This window comes from Aeromonas sp. (genome assembly GCF_050252055.1).
GTDB classification, from domain to species: Bacteria; Pseudomonadota; Gammaproteobacteria; order Enterobacterales; family Aeromonadaceae; genus Aeromonas; species Aeromonas caviae.
The window spans coordinates 49418-65213 of record NZ_JBFWLQ010000011.1; the positions used below are offsets into that span (position 1 = coordinate 49418).

General features: G+C 64.1%; 13 protein-coding genes. 5 read left to right on the forward strand and 8 right to left on the reverse strand.

Going from position 1 to position 15796, the window contains the following annotated elements:
• Positions 1 to 994 precede the first annotated feature (994 nt).
• Complete coding sequence (locus tag AB7E19_RS17745; RefSeq protein ID WP_124244874.1) at positions 995 to 1867, forward strand: hypothetical protein; 873 nt, start codon at positions 995 to 997, stop codon at positions 1865 to 1867.
• 376 nt (positions 1868 to 2243) lie between these two features.
• Positions 2244 to 2645, forward strand: a complete 402-nt coding sequence (locus tag AB7E19_RS17750) for a hypothetical protein (RefSeq protein WP_234887600.1) — start codon at positions 2244 to 2246, stop codon at positions 2643 to 2645.
• Between the two features lie 112 nt (positions 2646 to 2757).
• Here the strand turns inward: AB7E19_RS17750 and AB7E19_RS17755 are convergent, their stop codons facing one another.
• Both AB7E19_RS17755 and AB7E19_RS17760 read right to left on the reverse strand, forming a co-directional pair.
• A complete protein-coding gene (locus AB7E19_RS17755) occupies positions 2758 to 3882 on the reverse strand; it encodes an anhydro-N-acetylmuramic acid kinase (protein ID WP_427936089.1) in 1125 nt (374 codons plus the stop codon).
• Between the two features lie 248 nt (positions 3883 to 4130).
• Complete coding sequence (locus AB7E19_RS17760; protein WP_103261734.1) at positions 4131 to 5441, reverse strand: peptidoglycan DD-metalloendopeptidase family protein; 1311 nt, start codon at positions 5439 to 5441, stop codon at positions 4131 to 4133.
• Between the two features lie 114 nt (positions 5442 to 5555).
• On the opposite strand from AB7E19_RS17760, the gene tyrS reads away from it, so the two are divergent.
• Positions 5556 to 6755: a tyrosine--tRNA ligase gene (tyrS, locus tag AB7E19_RS17765; RefSeq protein ID WP_322131769.1), complete on the forward strand. Its 1200-nt coding sequence runs from the start codon at positions 5556 to 5558 to the stop codon at positions 6753 to 6755.
• A 103-nt stretch (positions 6756 to 6858) separates the two neighbouring features.
• Here the strand turns inward: tyrS and AB7E19_RS17770 are convergent, their stop codons facing one another.
• From AB7E19_RS17770 to AB7E19_RS17780, 3 genes are all read right to left on the reverse strand, one after another.
• Positions 6859 to 7662: a helix-turn-helix transcriptional regulator gene (locus AB7E19_RS17770; RefSeq protein ID WP_223952923.1), complete on the reverse strand. Its 804-nt coding sequence runs from the start codon at positions 7660 to 7662 to the stop codon at positions 6859 to 6861.
• 11 nt (positions 7663 to 7673) lie between these two features.
• Positions 7674 to 8207, reverse strand: coding sequence for a YbhB/YbcL family Raf kinase inhibitor-like protein (locus AB7E19_RS17775; RefSeq protein WP_128297037.1), 534 nt, complete (start codon positions 8205 to 8207; stop codon positions 7674 to 7676).
• Between the two features lie 177 nt (positions 8208 to 8384).
• Positions 8385 to 9641, reverse strand: coding sequence for an adenylosuccinate synthetase (locus AB7E19_RS17780; protein WP_042880306.1), 1257 nt, complete (start codon positions 9639 to 9641; stop codon positions 8385 to 8387).
• Between the two features lie 190 nt (positions 9642 to 9831).
• Here AB7E19_RS17780 and AB7E19_RS17785 point away from each other — a divergent pair, with 190 nt between their 5' ends.
• Entirely contained in the window at positions 9832 to 10734 is a 903-nt protein-coding gene (locus AB7E19_RS17785) for a LysR family transcriptional regulator (RefSeq protein WP_151027460.1), read from the forward strand.
• A gap of 63 nt (positions 10735 to 10797) precedes the next feature.
• Here AB7E19_RS17785 and AB7E19_RS17790 read toward each other — a convergent pair whose 3' ends face one another.
• The gene (locus tag AB7E19_RS17790) at positions 10798 to 12153 is read right to left on the reverse strand and encodes a TAXI family TRAP transporter solute-binding subunit (RefSeq protein ID WP_427936093.1); all 1356 of its coding nucleotides are present in this window, start codon (positions 12151 to 12153) and stop codon (positions 10798 to 10800) included.
• A 148-nt stretch (positions 12154 to 12301) separates the two neighbouring features.
• The gene (locus AB7E19_RS17795; RefSeq protein ID WP_010673889.1) at positions 12302 to 13441 is read right to left on the reverse strand and encodes a MalY/PatB family protein; all 1140 of its coding nucleotides are present in this window, start codon (positions 13439 to 13441) and stop codon (positions 12302 to 12304) included.
• Between the two features lie 164 nt (positions 13442 to 13605).
• Here AB7E19_RS17795 and AB7E19_RS17800 point away from each other — a divergent pair, with 164 nt between their 5' ends.
• Entirely contained in the window at positions 13606 to 14778 is a 1173-nt protein-coding gene (locus AB7E19_RS17800) for an MFS transporter (RefSeq protein ID WP_041212605.1), read from the forward strand.
• Positions 14779 to 14849: 71 nt separating this feature from the next.
• Here the strand turns inward: AB7E19_RS17800 and AB7E19_RS17805 are convergent, their stop codons facing one another.
• On the reverse strand, positions 14850 to 15734 hold the full coding sequence (locus AB7E19_RS17805; protein WP_202042901.1) for a LysR family transcriptional regulator: 885 nt from the start codon (positions 15732 to 15734) through the stop codon (positions 14850 to 14852).
• Positions 15735 to 15796 lie beyond the last annotated feature (62 nt).

Below are 15796 nucleotides of genomic sequence, written 5' to 3' on the forward strand. Positions count from 1 at the left end.
CATTGTTCTTCCCTGACCGAATACGGCACGCTGATGACTCGTGATATTGCGGCAACAGTTGCCCGTTCCCGCCGCAGGGCGACGGAGAAAAGGAGAACGATCATCACAGTGTCGAGCCCTGTTTCGATGCAGACAGCGCGTGCAACAGACAAGGGAGAGAAGTTGGCCTGGTGATTCAGACGGGAGAATTCTAGGGGGCGGTTATCCGGGGATGCAAACCGGGATCCTGTTTCTATGAAGTGGCTCAACAGAGTGAAATATATTCATTTTGCGATTCAATTCATGACGGGCATGGCAAATAAAGGTGATGATGATCCCGCTTTACCATGAAAGTGGAACCAGATAGCGCCATATTGTCGCGCATCAGGGTTACAGCCTGTGAATCCTCCGTTAATACTTTTGGCGACATTGCAGCTTATTCTCCCGGTTTTGCATAGCTATCTATTTATCGCTCTCTCGACGCCCTGTTCAGCGCCGCCAAAATATGCTGCGGCGAGCACACTGAAATAACATTCACCCTCTTTGCATGGCCACAGGTCATGACATAAATACGGGAGAAAGAGAGGGCGCATTTTAGCCCCTGCGGCTGAGGCTGACATGGGCGGGTCACCACACCGCCTATGCCATATCTTTTCAGCGGCGCGAACACAGCCCGCCAGCAGGGCACAGAAGCAAGGGGAGGGGGCCTCATATCACTCCTGTTATGACCCTCCCTGTGAGGGGGCCCCGGAGTCCGCCCTGCTTTGCCGCCCTGGCGTATCCCGCACTCCTTGCGATGCAGCCGGCTCATCTTCCCCGCACCACCCTTATTTGTGTTTTTTGTCATCAATTGACGTTATTGCGACCTTAGTCGGGGTTTGGGTGGATTATTAACTGTATGATTAATAATGAAATCAGGGACCCTGCCGACGAGCAGCACGGATCGGCACTCATCTGCCCGGGAGTGGCACATGCGATCGCATCGCGATCCCCGTCATCTGACTTCGGAGGTTTTATGCTTGGATTCATTCTGGGTGACATGTACAGCCGCACCAGCGGGTTTCGGCCACCCCCCCGCCTAGGCAAGCACTTCCCCCTCGCCCCCGACTATCAACTGCGCGGTCGCACCGGTGCCGCCATCCTGACCATGGAGACCCTGCTCGATACCCCCTATCCCCAGAAGAAGTTCAGGGCCCTGATCTATGGCGCCTTTATCGAGCGCCAGCGTCGCCTCTTTGCCGAGCAGGTGGTCATTGGCCGGATGGAGGAGGGCCAGGACCTGGCGATCGCCATTGACCTCGCCTTTATCAGCACGGCGGTGCCCATCGGTCTGCTCGCCATCTCGGAGGAGATCGCGCTGCTGACCACCCCCCGTCCCACCCAGACCCATCCCCATCAGGCGGCCTTGAGCCAGGCGCTCGACTGTACCGCCATGCTGATGTTCTATGCCAAGGTCATTCGCCAGCGCAATGCAGTGCTTGAGCACATCGGCCACCAGTTCGGCTACAGGCCACAGGCCGGGTTGGTGGCCAGGGTGGGCCACGGCGGGGAAGATGACTATGCCGCCTTCATGGTCAATGTGATGACCTGCATTGCCCATTCGGGCTCCTTCAAGGAGGCGCTGGAGAATGGCGTCAGGATGGGCATGCGCGAGCCCGCCTTCTTCTGTATCGTCGGCGCCCTGGCCTCGACCCTGTGGGGAGTGCCCAAACCCTGGGCCCATGAGATCTCCCGTTTCATCCAGCGTCATCACCCCCACTATCTCCAGATCCTGCTGCGGGGCGAAGCCAGGGTGGGCCGCAGACAGATCAACCTGGATCCTCCCAAACCGCCGCTCTGTGCACCGGTCAAGCGCCAGGTAAACCGCTTCCTGAAGTGGGCCTTCTAGGGCCATGGGAGTGCTCTCGAGGTGCGGGCCCATGGTGCTATCCCATCGGCCCGCCCCTCCTGAGGGTCATCACGGGGCTGTTATCTCACTGACCCCTGCTCCCCGGCTACCTTGCCCAAGAGGGGATGGCCAGAAAAGCCAACGGCTGCACGGGGGACAAGGGGCGGGTAGAAGGTGATCCACCTCGCCTTTTGATGTGAACGTCTTTTGATGTTTGGCGCCATACGATACCATGCGCAGCGTGTGTTCCTGTTGGGGGAGGCGCCGCCCATCGTCCCCGTGGCTGGCCGCTTGTCCTGTCATGCCCTCGGGATGCACAATCCGGGGCCGCCACGGCAACCCCTTATCGCCATAGCCAACAGGACGGAGTATCAGGATGGCCATTGCCATTGAACAGTCGGACAACACACTGAGGGTGAACAAGGATCGCTACGATCTGGGCCGCATCGTCGGCGTGCAGGTAAAAGCACTCGGCTGGATGGATAGGCTCAAGAAGACCTTGTTGCTGGGAGTGGTCACCTCCAGTGTGCTCTTTTACTTCACCCCTTCCTACGAGCAGGCGGGCAACTGGCTCATCGTGCTCTTCCTGCCCCTGGTGGGTTTTCTGTCTGGCGCCCTGATGGGGCTGCTCTCCAGCGCGAAATATGAGTTTTGCATCGAATTTTCCCACGCCGACGAGACGGGCGTGCAGTGGATCACCGCCGCCAGGAGCCGGCATGTCACCGATTATGAGACCTTCAAGGCGCAGGCGGCCAGGTTGAAAGAGCGGCTCGGGTAGGGAGCACAGAGTGACGGGTCTGCGCCATCTGGCGCCAGGCATAACAACAAGCCCGATCAGGTGCACCTGTTCGGGCTTGTTCCATTAGGGGGGAGGGCGCTCGGGAAGCGGCTCAGGCGGGATAGAGGGCGCCCAGCACCGCCGGGCGGCTCGCACCGGTCACCGCAGGCAGGTTGCCCGGCTTTCGCTGGATAAAGCGTTGTGCCAGCCAGGCAAAGGCGGCCCCTTCCACCCAGTCCGGTGCAAGGCCGAGCTGGGCGGTGCTGGTCAGATGCCAGTCGGGCAGCAGGGCAGCAAGCTCCGCCAGCAGCGGGGCGTTGTGGGCGCCGCCGCCGCAGACAAACAGCTCGGGCCGGGTTGGCGCGTCGCTGTGGGCGGGCAACTGGCGGGCGATGCTGTGGCAGGTGAGGGATTGCAGGGTACGCTGCACATCTGCGGGGGCGTATGCGCAGCCGTCCAGCTCGCCGTCGAGCCAGTCGAGGGTGAACATCTCACGCCCCGTGCTCTTGGGGGCGGGGGCGGCGAAGTAGGGGTGAGCCAGCAACTGCTCCAGCAGCGCAGGGATAAGCCTGCCGCTGGCGGCCCACTGGCCACCGGCATCGTAGCTGCCGCCGTGGGGCTGATGGCGGCGATACCAGCCGTCGAGCAGGGTATTGGCGGGGCCGGTATCGAAGCCATATACCCCTGAACCAGCCCCCCCGTCGGTCTGGCCGGGCAGCACCGAGATATTGGCAATGCCGCCGAGGTTCAGCACCACTCGAAGGGCGCCAGGGCGGGCAAAGAGCGCCTGATGGAAGGCGGGCACCAGGGGGGCCCCCTGACCGCCGAGGGCCATGTCCATGGTGCGAAAATCGGCCACCACGTCGATGCCGGTCAGGGCCGCCAGCAGGGCCGCGTTGCCAATCTGCAGGGTAAAACCGAGGGCTGGGCGGTGGCGTATGGTCTGGCCGTGACTGCCGATGGCGCGAATCTCCTTGGGAGTCAGCGCCGCCTTGGCGAGCAGGGCCTGGGTGGCGGCGGCAAATTCGCGGGCCACCAGGTTGTCGGCTACCCCCATGCGGTCGATTTCGTTCTCCCCCGGGGTGCAAAGCTCATGCAGGGTGCGAGCCGTATCGGCAGGCCAGGGATGGCAGAGGGCCGCCTCGACCCGCAGTGCATCCCCCTCGATCTGCACCAGCACGGCGTCGATACCATCCATGCTGGTACCGGACATCAAGCCTATATAGCGTTCCGTCATGACAACCCCCATTCAATGATGCAGGGGAACGGTTCGATACCATGCCCCGCTCTGGTACCGGGCATCCAGCCTATATAGCGCTCAGTCATGACAACCCCCTTTCAATGATGCAGAGGAACGGTTCGATACCGTGTTCCGCCTTGGTCCCCGACATCAATCGGATATATGGCCCGCTCATGACATCACCTCTTCAGTGGTGCAGAGGAACGGAACGGTTCGATGCCGTGTTCCGCCTTGGTCGACAGCGGTCAGCTGTCGTCACCGTTGCCCTTGTTTCTGGCCAGTTGCAGCTCGGGGCTGTCCAGCTTGGCCAGTTGGGGCATGGCCTGGGCCTTGAAGCTGGCCAGCGCCCGCCCGCTCAGAGACTCCGCCTGGGGCAGGTTGAGGGTGCGCGGGTTCTTGTGTACGCCGCCCACCACGAATTCATAGTGCAGGTGCGGGCCTGTGACCCGGCCGGTGCCGCCGAGCAGGCCGATGGTCTGGCCCTGCTTCACTCGCTGCCCCTTGTTGACGGTGCGCTTGGAGAGGTGCAGATACTTGGTCACGTAGTTGCCGGCGTGCTTGATGAAGACGTAGTTGCCGTTGAACTGGTTGTAGCCGGCGGCCACCACGCTGCCGCCGCCCGCCGCCATGATGGGTGTCCCCACCGGCGCCACGTAGTCGATGCCGTTGTGGGGACGCACCTTGCCGGTGACCGGGTGAAGGCGGCGCGGATTGAAGTTGGAGCTGATGTATTTGAAGTTGACCGGCGCGCGCAGGAAGCTCTTGCGCATCGCCTTGCCGTCCGGGGTGTAGTAGTTGCCATCCGTGTTCAGCACGGCGCGGTAGATGGCCCCCTGGTTGACGAACTCGGCGGCCAGGATGTCGCCGGAGGCAACCCGCTCGTCATCCTGGTATTTGTCCTGGTAGACCACCCGGAAGCTGTCCCCCGGTTGCAGGTCCTGGGCAAAGTCGATGTCCCAGCCGAAGATGGCGGCGAGATCCATGATCTGGTCTTCCGTCATGCCCGCTTCGACGGCGGCGCCCCAGAAGCTGGAGCGGATCTCCCCCTGGGCCACCTGTTCGCGGGTGTCGAGCTCGATCTTCACCGGCCTGGCCACGAAGCCGTCATCCCGGCGGTTCACCTTGAGCGCCTGCTCCAGGCTGTGGGGGTAATAGAGGCTGTGCAGCTCGCCGCCCTTGGTGAGCTTGAAGGTGAGCTCCTGACCGGGTTTGAGCAGGCGCAGGGTATCCGTGCCCTCGAGCTGGTCGATGAGGTGCAGATCCGTGGTGCTGAGGCCCAGGCGCTGGAAGATGAGCCCCATGTTGTCGCCGCTGCGCACCTTCACCTGTCTGGTGACATAGCGCGGTTTGGGCGGGGTGACGGGCTCGGCCCGTGCCAGCTGGGCCTCCTCGTCGACCTGCTGCTCGACGGCCAGTTCGTTGTCGTTGTCATCGACCCGGGTGGCGACTGCCTGTTCGCTCGGCCAGGCCGCCAGCATCATCACCATGATGCTCAGGATCAGCACCATCTTGCGGTGCCAGTGAGGGAGAGAGTTGAAGGCGTGCCAAAGGACCATGAGAAGCAGACAAAGTTGAACCCGGAAGAAGGTCGGAGTTTACCGCCTTTCCAATTGGCCCGCCATTCCAGTAATATGTCTGGCCCTGTGGAATCGTGATTGGAGAGTCAAAAAATGTCCCAGCTCGAGGTGGCGCTAGCCGAGATCAAGCGCGGAGCGGAAGAAATTCTGGTTGAAGAAGAACTGATCGCCAAGTTGAAGGAAGGGCGCCCCCTGCGCATCAAGCTGGGGATGGACCCGACCGCGCCGGATATCCACCTGGGTCATACCGTGATCCTCAACAAGCTGAAGACCTTCCAGGATCTGGGCCATGAAGTGATCCTGCTGATCGGTGACTTCACCGCCATGGTGGGTGACCCCTCCGGCAAGAACGCCACCCGTCCGCCGCTCTCCGAAGAGGCCATCAAGCACAACGCCCTCACCTATGCCGAGCAGGCGTTCAAGATCCTCGACCCGGCCAAGACCCGCATCGAGTACAACTCCACCTGGCTGAGTGAGCTGGGCGCGACCGGCATGATCAAGCTGGCGGCCAAGCAGACCGTGGCCCGCATGATGGAGCGCGACGACTTCAAGAAGCGCTACAGCAACGGCCAGTCCATCGCCATTCACGAATTCCTCTATCCGCTGCTGCAAGGCTATGACTCGGTCGCGCTCAAGGCGGACGTCGAGCTCGGCGGTACCGATCAGAAGTTCAACCTGCTGATGGGCCGCGAGCTGCAAAAAGATGCGGGCATGGCGACCCAGTGCGTGTTGATGATGCCGCTCTTGGTGGGCCTGGACGGCGTCAAGAAGATGTCCAAGTCCGCTGCCAACTACATCGGCGTGCACGATGCCCCGGGGGAGATGTTCGGCAAGATCATGTCCATCACCGACGATCTGATGTGGAACTACTACGAGCTGCTCTCCTTCCGTCCGCTCGCCGAGATTGAAGAGTTCAAGGCAGGTATCGCCGCCGGCACCCTCAACCCGCGCGACGTGAAGATCTGGCTGGCCAAAGAGATCATCGCCCGTTATCACGACGAAGCGGCGGCCGAAGCGGCCCACGAAGATTTCACCCAGCGCTTCTCCAAGAACGCCATTCCGGACGACATGCCGGAAGTCGAGCTGACACTGGAAGGGGAAGGGCTGGCCATTGCCAACCTGCTCAAAGACGCCGATCTGGTGGCCACTACCTCCGAAGCGCTGCGCATGATCAAGCAGGGCGCGGTCAAGGTTGATGGCGAGAAGCTGGACGATGGCAAGGCCCTCATCGGTGCCGGTACCGCCGTCTACCAGGTCGGCAAGCGCAAGTTTGCCCGGGTGACCGTGAAGTAAGTCGCCACCTGCGGCGCTGCCATAAGAAAGGCCTCCCTTGCGGAGGCCTTTTTGTTTTTTGGGAGCAGCATGGCGTTCGATGCCATGCAAAGGAGAGGGGCGATCAGCGTTCTCCTACCTGGCGAGCGGCATGGCTCCCGGGGCAGGTACGCAGGTATTGGTGGGGGGTCAGGCCGAACTCCTCCTTGAAGCGTGCGGCAAAGCGGCCGGGGGAGTCGTAGCCACAGGCGAGGGCGGTCTGAAGCGGCGTGAGCCCCTGTTGCAGCAGGGAGAGGGCGTGCCCCAGGCGTACCTGGGTCAGCACCTGGCGAAAGCTGCGCCCCTCGGCGGCCAGTTTGCGGACCAGGGAGGCGCGGCTCATGGCGAAGTGGGTCGCTACCGTCTCCAGCCGGTGATCAAGACCAGGCTCCACGCTGAGGTAACGGGCCAGCCGCTCCCCCAGGGTCATGGTGGTGGCAGGAAAGAGCAGGCCAAGGCCCCCCGCTTCCCTGAGCTCGCCATAAAACCCTTGCAGCAGCTGGGTCTGGGCCGTCTCGCAGAGCTGCCGCTGCGCCATGGTGGTGACGAGATCGAAGCAGAAGGCGAGGGCCGACGTCACCCTGATGGCCGGTGGCTTGAGGAGATCGAGGGTGCTCTCTGCCAGCCACTCGGCCGGTGGCGGGGCCAGCAGGGTGAGCGCCTGGGAGCGAAACGTGCCCTGCTCCGGCTGGTTGACGAAGGTGAGCCGGTGACCCGCCGGGATCAGCAGCCAGCTCTCCTTGTCAAAGGAGAGGCGCTGCTCCCGCCACCACAGCTGCTTGCGGCCCTGCTGCACCCAGATGAGGGTCGGTGCGTAGATGAGCACCCGGCGCAGGGGCTGCTGGCGGATCCCGAAGTAATGATTCAGTTGCAGCAGGGGCGTGCTCATCGGGCGGGCTCCTAGGGGGTGGTGAAAGTGGCGGTCAGGGTGGCCTTGCCAAGGGCCAGGCTGTTGAGCATGTAGCCTACCATGGCGGGCGGGGTGTTGGCCTTCACCTCCAGCGCCTTGGGCAGGGCCCAGACGGTGAACTGGTAGCGGTGCATGCCGTGACCGGCGGGCGGGCAGGGGCCGCCATAACCCTGGGTACCGTAGTCGGTGCCAAGCTCCAGCCCCTGCTTGATCTTGCCGGAGGCATTGCTCGGCAGCTCGCTCTGGCTGGCCGGCAGGTTCACCACCAGCCAGTGCCACCAGCCGCTGCCGGTGGGGGCGTCCGGGTCATAGGCGGTGATGGCGACGCTCTGGGTGCCGGCGGGCAGGCTCTGCCAGCTCAACTGGGGGGAGCGGTTCTCGCCGCTGCAACCAAAGCCGTTGAAGCTGAAGACCTTGTCCATGGATTCACCCTCGCGGATGTCGGTACTCTTGAGGGTCATGGCGCCGGCGGGCAGAGCCGCGAGGCAGAACAGGGGCAGCAGCGGGATAATGGGGGATCTCATGATGGGCACTCCTTTGTGTGAATATGGCATTCACTCTAAGGGGGCTGGCTCAAAACAGAGTGCCCGTATGGCTCAAATTATGCCATGGAGGTGGCTTTTGTGAGCTGTTCGGGGCTTTTGAGGGGCATAAAAAAACCGGCATCCTGGGATGCCGGTTTTTGGGAGAGGCGAGGGGCCTTAGCGCAGGATCATCTCGTCACGGCCCGGGCCGACGGAGACCATGGGCACCGGCACGCCCAGCAGGGCTTCGATGCGCAGCACATAGTCCTGGGCAGCCTTGGGCAGCTCGGCGAAGGTGCGGCAGGCGCTGATGTCTTCGCTCCAGCTCTCCATCTTCTCGTAGACGGGGGTGAGGGCGGCGGTCTGCGGCCAGATCGGGTTCTCGGTGTGGGCACCTTCGTAGGCCACGCAGATCTTCAGATCCGGCAGACCGGTCAGGCAGTCCAGCTTGGTCAGGGCTACTTCGGTGGCAGCCTGCAGCTCGACGCCGTTCTTGGTGGCGACGGCATCGAAGTAACCCACGTCACGGGGACGGCCGGTGGTGGCGCCGAACTCGTTGGTGATCTTGCGGAACTCGTCCTGGTTCTCCATGGCGGTCAGCAGGGTGCCGGTACCGACGGAGGAGCTGAAGGCCTTGGCCACGGCGATGACGCGCTCCGGGCGCAGGCCCGGCAGACCGCCACCGATGCCGGCGTAGGCGCCGGAAACGTGGGAGGAGGTGACCCAGGGGTATTCGCCGTAGATGAGATCACGGCCGGCACCCAGCTGGGCTTCGAACAGCAGGGTCTTGCCTTCGGCTTGCAGCGCCTTGAGGGGCATGCTGACGTTGCAGACGGCGTCCAGCCAGGGAGCGGACACTTCCAGCAGCCAGTCGGCCATCTCCTGGGCGGTCTGGGTGAATTCGAAGTCCGGATAGAGAGCCTTCATCTGCGGCAGTTTCCAGTCCAGCATGAACTGGATGCGCTCGACCAGCACGTCCGGCTGTTTCAGCCAGCCCACCAGGATCGCCTTTTTCATGACCCGATCACCGTAAGCCGGGGCGATGCCCTGACGGGTGGAGCCGTAGGCGCCGTCACCCAGGCGTTGCTCTTCCAGGGTGTCTTCCAGCGCGTGCAGCGGCAGGCAGAGGGTGGCACGGTCAGAGATGGCGAGCTTGGGAATGACGCCGGAGGCCTTGACCTCTTCCAGCTCGACGGTGAGCTTCTCGGGGCTGATCACCATGCCGGGGCCCAGCACGACCAGGCAATCCGGGTTGAAGACGCCGCTCGGCACCTGGTGCAGCTTGAAGGTGCCCAGATCGTTGACCACGGTGTGGCCGGCGTTGTTGCCGCCCTGGAAACGAATACTGGCGCCAGCCTGGCCTGCCAGATAATCGACGATGCGGCCTTTGCCTTCATCACCCCAGTTAGCACCTACGACTACGATAGACGACATGACTCTTTCTCCTAAGACGTTAGGCGTCCATCCTAGGAGCCCCGTGAGGATTAGAAAAATTAATTATCTTTATAATTCCGATAAGGAAGCCATATAATTCCGGTGCAATTATCGACACCGCGCTCCCTTGTGTGGTGCCCGTGCCCTGGCGGCGCTGGCCCAGCCATCGACCCGGGAGAAGAGGAACCCCATGCTGGACATTCACTGGCTGCACACCTTCGTCACCCTGGCCCGGTTGCAGCACTTCGGCCAGACGGCCACCGAACTGCACATGACGCAACCCAATGTGAGCCTGCACCTCAAGAACCTGGAGCAGGCGACCCGGGTCAAGCTGGTGGAGCGCAGCCCGTTTCGCCTGACCCAGGCGGGGGAGCGGCTGCTGCAAAGCGCCGAGCGCGCCATCAACGAGTTGCAGCTCTGCCAGTCCGATCTCAATGCCCTGAGCCAGTTGAGCCAGGGGACGCTCGCCATCGCCGCCAGCGACATCATCTCGCGCCTGCTGCTCATCCAGCCGTTCCAGCGCTTCAAGCAGGCCTTCCCCGGCATCGACCTCACCCTGTTCAACACCACCTCGGATCAGGCGGCGGATCTGGTGCGGGCGGGCAAGGCGGATCTGGGCTTCGTGATGGCACAAAAGCGCAGCGAGCCGCTCTTCTACACCGAGTTGCAGCAGGTGACCTGGTGTGCCCTGGGGCACGGCCTGACCCGCTGGCAGGCGCGGGCCAGCTCGGGGGAGAGCGATCCTCTGGACGAGCCGACCCTGATCCTGCTGGGGCACGACACCCGGACCCGGGCATTGATCGACCCCTCCCTGCCCCTGCTCGGCCTGCCGAGCTGCCGCATCATGGAAGTGGGGAGCGTGGATGCCCAGCTCGACTGGGCCGAGGCGGGCTTTGGCGTCGCCATCGTGCCGGATTTCTCCCTTCACCCCAGGCTCAAGCTGACCGCCCCGGTGACCCGGCTCACCGATTTTCCCGGTACCAGCCTGGGGTACGTGGTGCGCCAGAACCAGGTGCTGTCCCGGGCCATCAAGCAACTGCTGCACTGGGTGGAGGAGGAGATCCAGAATCCGGCGCTGCTGCTGGCGCCGTGACAGGCCAGGCGCCCGTTCCCGATAACCAAGAGGCCACCCCTGGGGTGGCCTCTTGGTTGGTGTTCATTGCCCGGCGGGGGCTGTGGTCTCCACCGCGTGGCTGGGCGGGCTGGCCGGCATGGCCTCCGGTGATGGCGCCTCCAGCGGCGTTGCCGACGAGGCGGGCGCCTCAGGCGGGGTCAGGGGATGGCCTGGTGCCAGGGTTGTGCTGCCCGGTGTGGGCGGCTCGGTCAGGGCCGGGGCCTGGTTGGTGGAGGCCGCCCCCGAACTGGTTGAGAGGGTCGCGGCGGCCGGCTGCTCCGGCAAGGTGTCGGACCCCTCCAGTGGCGCGGTGCCTTCCAGGGGGCCTGTCCCATCGGTCGGTGTGGCCGCGCTGCTCGCCAGGGACAAGGTCGGCAGGGCGCCCGAGGTGGCCCCTGCACCGGATGCAGTGAGGGTGTCCGCCGGGAGGATGGGCACGGCATCCAGCATGCCGGGATGGAGCAGGGCGATGCTGCCCGCCTGCATGCCTTCCCAGGTGAGGGTGGTCAGTGCCGGATGCAGCCGGGTGAACTGCTTGAGCCGCTCGTTCAGCACGTCCCGCAGGGTGCGCACCTCGCTCTCGGGCAGACTGGCCAGCGCCACCAGTTCGGCGGTGACGGCGAAGGTATTGACGCCGCTTGTCTGCCCCGGATAGAGGTTGGCGCCGATGCGGCTGCGATCATAGTAGGGGTGCTGCTTGAGCAGCTTGTCCACCTGTTCCCCCTCGATGGGAATGAGGCGGGCCTGACAGCGGCCGGTGAGATCGCCGATGGCCTGATTGGGGTGACCGGCGACCACGAAGGCAGCATCCAGGGTGCCGTCACAGAGCCCCTCCAGCCGGTTGCCCGGGGAGATCACGGGCGGGCGGCTGAAGTCGGCGATCCGCCACCCCATGGCATCGAGCAGGGCACGGCTGGTGACTCTGTCCCCGGAGTTGGGGGCGCCGACATCGACCCGCTTGCCCTTGATGTCGGCCAGGGTGGTGATGTTGCTGGTGGCGCTGGCAATCAGGGTCAGGGACTCCTTGTGGAGCCGCAAGAGGCTGCGCAGCTGATCGTCCGGGGCCTGGCCCGCGAAGGGGCCGCTGCCGTGCACCGCATGGTAGAGCACATCCGACTGCATCAGGGCGAGCTGTACCTCTCCCTTGGCGAGCGCCGCCAGATTGGCGATGGAGCCCGAGGTACTCTGCACCGTGCAGTGCAGGCCGTGGCGGGCACTCTCCTCGTTGAGCAGGCGGCAGATAGCGCCTCCTGTCGGGTAGTAGACGCCGTTGAGGGCTCCCGTGCCGATGGTGACATAGGCGGGGGAGGCGAAGAGGGAGGGCGCCAGCACGGCCGCGAGCCAGGGCAGGGCGGTACGTGACAGACGCAACAGGGCAGAGAAGGCGAATGGGCGCATAGTGGACCGAAACCGTGGCTGAACATGAGGAGGAGGCGGGCTCATCCGGTGATGAGCCTCATCTTATCCGTATCAGACGGGAAGCTGAACGGATTTTACCGCTTTTGCGCGCATCGGGCGGCCTGGGGCCGCCGCCCGGGACGGTTCGCTAGCGGGTCTGGAGAATGGCTTTCTCCATGCGGGCCAGGGCCTCGGTGAGACGGGCCCGGGTGCAGCCAAAGTTGAGCCGCACGAACTGGCCGTTGCCGAACTGGGCACCGGGAGAGAGACCCACACCCGCCTGTTCGAAGAAGGCGACGGGATCGTCCAGGCCCAGGGCGCTCATGTCGATCCAGGCGAGGTAGGTGGCCTGGTTGCGGGCCAGCTTGACGCCGGGCCAGCGGGCCACGGCCTGCTCGATCAGGGCCAGGTTGCCGGCCAGGTAGTCGAGCTGTTCATTCAGCCACTGCTCGCCCCCCTCATAGGCCGCCTCGGCCGCCACGAACCCCAGCAGATTGACGTCGGCGCTGATGCCGCGCATCGCCTGTTGCAGCTTGAGCCGCAGGCGGGCATTGGGGATCACGGCGAAGGAGCAGCACAGCCCTGCGATGTTGAAGGTCTTGCTCGGCGCCATCATGACGGCGGAGCGTTCGGCCGCCTCCGGGCTCAGGGCACCATAGGGGATGTGGCGGGCATCCTTGTCCAGCAGCAGGTCGCAGTGGATTTCGTCGGAGCAGATCACCAGGTTGTGGCGCTCGGCGATGGCGTCGATGGCCAGCAGCTCTTCCCGGGTGAAGACGGTGCCGCCCGGGTTATGGGGGTTGCACAGCAGCAGCAGATCCGCCGAGGGGGCCTGACGCTCAAGCTCTTCGAGATCCAGCACCCAGCGGCCTTCTTCCTCCACCACGGGGACGGTGAGCAGGGGGCGGTCATTGAAGCCCGGTGCCTGCAGGAAGGGGTAGTAGACCGGCTTGGGGGTGATGATGCCGCGCCCGTGCTGGCTCCAGGCCTTGCAGGCGAGATTGAGGCCCGGCACCACCCCGGGCAGGAAGACGAGCCATTCGGGCTGGATGGTCCAGCCATAGCGGCTGGCCAGACGCGATACGATGAGTTCGATGAGCCGGGGAGAGGGGCGCGAATAGCCGAAGATGCCGTGGGCGACCCGTTTGGTAAGGGCCTCCAGTACGGCGGGGGGAGAGACGAAGTCGGTGTCTGCGACCCACATGGGCAGGACATCCTGACCCTTGTATTTGTCCCATTTCAGGCTCATGGTACCGCTGCGATCTATTTCCCGGTCAAAATCAAACATGTTAAATCCTTGTACTGGCGCTGGATGGGCTTCCAATGTACGGACTTGGACGCCCCCCCGCAACCCTTGAGGTGGCTGTTGATAATGGCATAAAATAGCCGCCGCCATACGCCAAGCCCGCCCGCATCTGGCTCCTTTTTTTCTTCCATATCAATGGTATCTCTATGAGTTTGCTGTCTGCTGCCCGCAAGAGGCCGGATCCCGTCTCTCTCTCGTTTCTCGCCGTGACCTTCATGACCGGGGTGGCGGTGGCGCTGCAGGTGCCGACCTTGAGCCTGTTTCTGGCCGAGGAGGTGCAGGTGCGTCCCTTCCTGGTGGGGCTCTTCTACACGGTGAACGCGGTGATCGGCATCCTCATCAGCCAGTGGCTCGGCCACCGCTCCGACAACAAGGGGGATCGCAAGCAGCTTATCCTGCGCTGCTGCTTCGCCGGCATCGTGCTCTCCCTGCTGTTTGCCTGGAACCGGCAGTACTGGTTGCTGGTGAGCCTGGGGGTGCTGCTGGCGAGCCTGACCGCCACCGCCAGCCCGCAGCTGTTCGCCCTGGCGCGGGAATACGCCGACAGCCGCAACAAACAGGCCGACATGTTCAGCTCGGTGCTGCGGGCCCAGTTCTCCCTGGCCTGGGTGATCGGGCCGCCCATCGCCTTCGCGCTCGCCATCGGCTACGGCTTCAAAGTGATGTATCTGGCCTCGGCGCTGGCCTATGTCATCTGCGCCTTCGTGGTGTGGCGCTGGCTTCCCTCCCTGCCGCTGCCGGTGATGGACAGCGAGGTGGAGCGGGTGAGCAGCTGGCGGGATCCGTCGGTGCGGGCGCTCTTCATCGCCTCCACCCTGATGTGGACCTGCAACAGCATGTACCTCATCAACATGCCCCTCTACATCACTCGCGAGCTGGGGCTGGAGGAGAAGCTGGCCGGTTTGCTGATGGGCACGGCGGCGGCCCTGGAGATCCCCTTCATGCTGCTGGCGGGCTACTACACCCGGCGCTTTGGCAAGCGGCCCATGATGCTGCTGGCGGTACTGGCCGGGGTCGGTTTCTATGGCGGTCTCGTGACCCTGTCGAGCCAGCATGCCCTCATTGCGCTGCAACTGCTCAATGCCATCTTCATCGGCATCGTGGCCGGCATCGGCATGTCCTATTTCCAGGACTTGATGCCGGGGCGCGCCGGGGTGGCGACCACGCTCTTTTCCAACAGCATCCGCACCGGCTCCATCATGGCGGGGGCCATCGCGGGGACGGTGGCGGAGCTCTGGAGCTTCCACGGGGTCTTCATGGTGGCGGCGGCCCTGGCGCTGATGGCGCTGGCCGCCTGCTGGCGGGTCCCCAACGTATAGGGGATGCAAAGGGGAGCCGATGCCCGGATGTGCCGGCACCAGTGCCCCGGTCGTGCGGGGAAGAAGCGGCCTTACCTGGGGTTGTCTCCCTGGTATTCGATGCGCAGGCAGCGCAGCAGCAGCTCGGCCGCCGGCCCCAGCGCCTCCACCGAGGGGGTGAGCAGGTAGGTGTAGAGATAGCGCTCGCTGCCGCCGGTGAGATCCAGCTGCACCAGCGAGCCCTCGGCGAGCTCCTCCTGCACCAGGTGGCGGGGCACCCAGGCGTAACCCATGCCAAGGCGCACCATGTTGAGCACCTCGTGATAGTGGGTCGCCTTCCAGCCAGTGTCGTCCGCATCGTTCCAGTCCACCGAGCGGTGGATGGGGGGATGCAGGCTTATCTGGTTGTGGCTGGCCAGCACCTCGGCGGTGATGGGCTCTCCCTGCTCCGCAAGGGGGTGGTCCGCTGCGCACAGAGGAAGCAGACAGACTTCGTCCAGCGGCAGGCCGGTGCGATCCTGGGGCAGGTGCTCGGAGAGCATCAGATCTCCCGCCTGCAGCGCATTGAAGTGGCAGTGGATCCGCTCATGCAGGTTGATGCGGCAACCGCGGCTGCGGGGGTAGAAGTGGGCCAGCGCCCGGTAGAGGCGCTCCCGCGGCTGCACCACGGACACATAGAGGTTGATCTGCGGCTCCCACTGCCGCTCCAGGTTGTTGGCCAGGTTCTCCAGCTCTTCCACCTGCTGGCTGAGCTGGCGCGCCCGCTTGAGGAAGATCTCCCCCGCCGGCGTCAGCACCGCCTTGCGTCCCCGCACTTCCAGCAGGGCCACCCCCAGACTCTGTTGCAGCTTGGCAACCGCATGATTGAGGGAGGATTGGCTCTTGTTCAGCGCCTCGGCAGCCTGGGCATAACCGCCGCAGTCCACCACCGCCTGAAAGATCCGCCATTGCTCAAACGTGCTCTTGGGACGAAACATAGTGCAACCTGTCTGGGGCCGATGGGATTCAACAGGGCGCGCCTTGGCACCCCCTCTTCACT

Coding starts and splice junctions, on each gene's coding strand:
- AB7E19_RS17745 (WP_124244874.1), top strand. CDS start 995: ATGCTTGGATTCATTCTGGGTGACATGTACAGCCGCACCAGCGGGTTT.
- AB7E19_RS17750 (WP_234887600.1), top strand. CDS start 2,244: ATGGCCATTGCCATTGAACAGTCGGACAACACACTGAGGGTGAACAAG.
- AB7E19_RS17755 (WP_427936089.1), bottom strand. CDS start 3,882: ATGACGGAACGCTATATAGGCTTGATGTCCGGTACCAGCATGGATGGT.
- AB7E19_RS17760 (WP_103261734.1), bottom strand. CDS start 5,441: ATGGTCCTTTGGCACGCCTTCAACTCTCTCCCTCACTGGCACCGCAAG.
- tyrS (WP_322131769.1), top strand. CDS start 5,556: ATGTCCCAGCTCGAGGTGGCGCTAGCCGAGATCAAGCGCGGAGCGGAA.
- AB7E19_RS17770 (WP_223952923.1), bottom strand. CDS start 7,662: ATGAGCACGCCCCTGCTGCAACTGAATCATTACTTCGGGATCCGCCAG.
- AB7E19_RS17775 (WP_128297037.1), bottom strand. CDS start 8,207: ATGAGATCCCCCATTATCCCGCTGCTGCCCCTGTTCTGCCTCGCGGCT.
- AB7E19_RS17780 (WP_042880306.1), bottom strand. CDS start 9,641: ATGTCGTCTATCGTAGTCGTAGGTGCTAACTGGGGTGATGAAGGCAAA.
- AB7E19_RS17785 (WP_151027460.1), top strand. CDS start 9,832: ATGCTGGACATTCACTGGCTGCACACCTTCGTCACCCTGGCCCGGTTG.
- AB7E19_RS17790 (WP_427936093.1), bottom strand. CDS start 12,153: ATGCGCCCATTCGCCTTCTCTGCCCTGTTGCGTCTGTCACGTACCGCC.
- AB7E19_RS17795 (WP_010673889.1), bottom strand. CDS start 13,441: ATGTTTGATTTTGACCGGGAAATAGATCGCAGCGGTACCATGAGCCTG.
- AB7E19_RS17800 (WP_041212605.1), top strand. CDS start 13,606: ATGAGTTTGCTGTCTGCTGCCCGCAAGAGGCCGGATCCCGTCTCTCTC.
- AB7E19_RS17805 (WP_202042901.1), bottom strand. CDS start 15,734: ATGTTTCGTCCCAAGAGCACGTTTGAGCAATGGCGGATCTTTCAGGCG.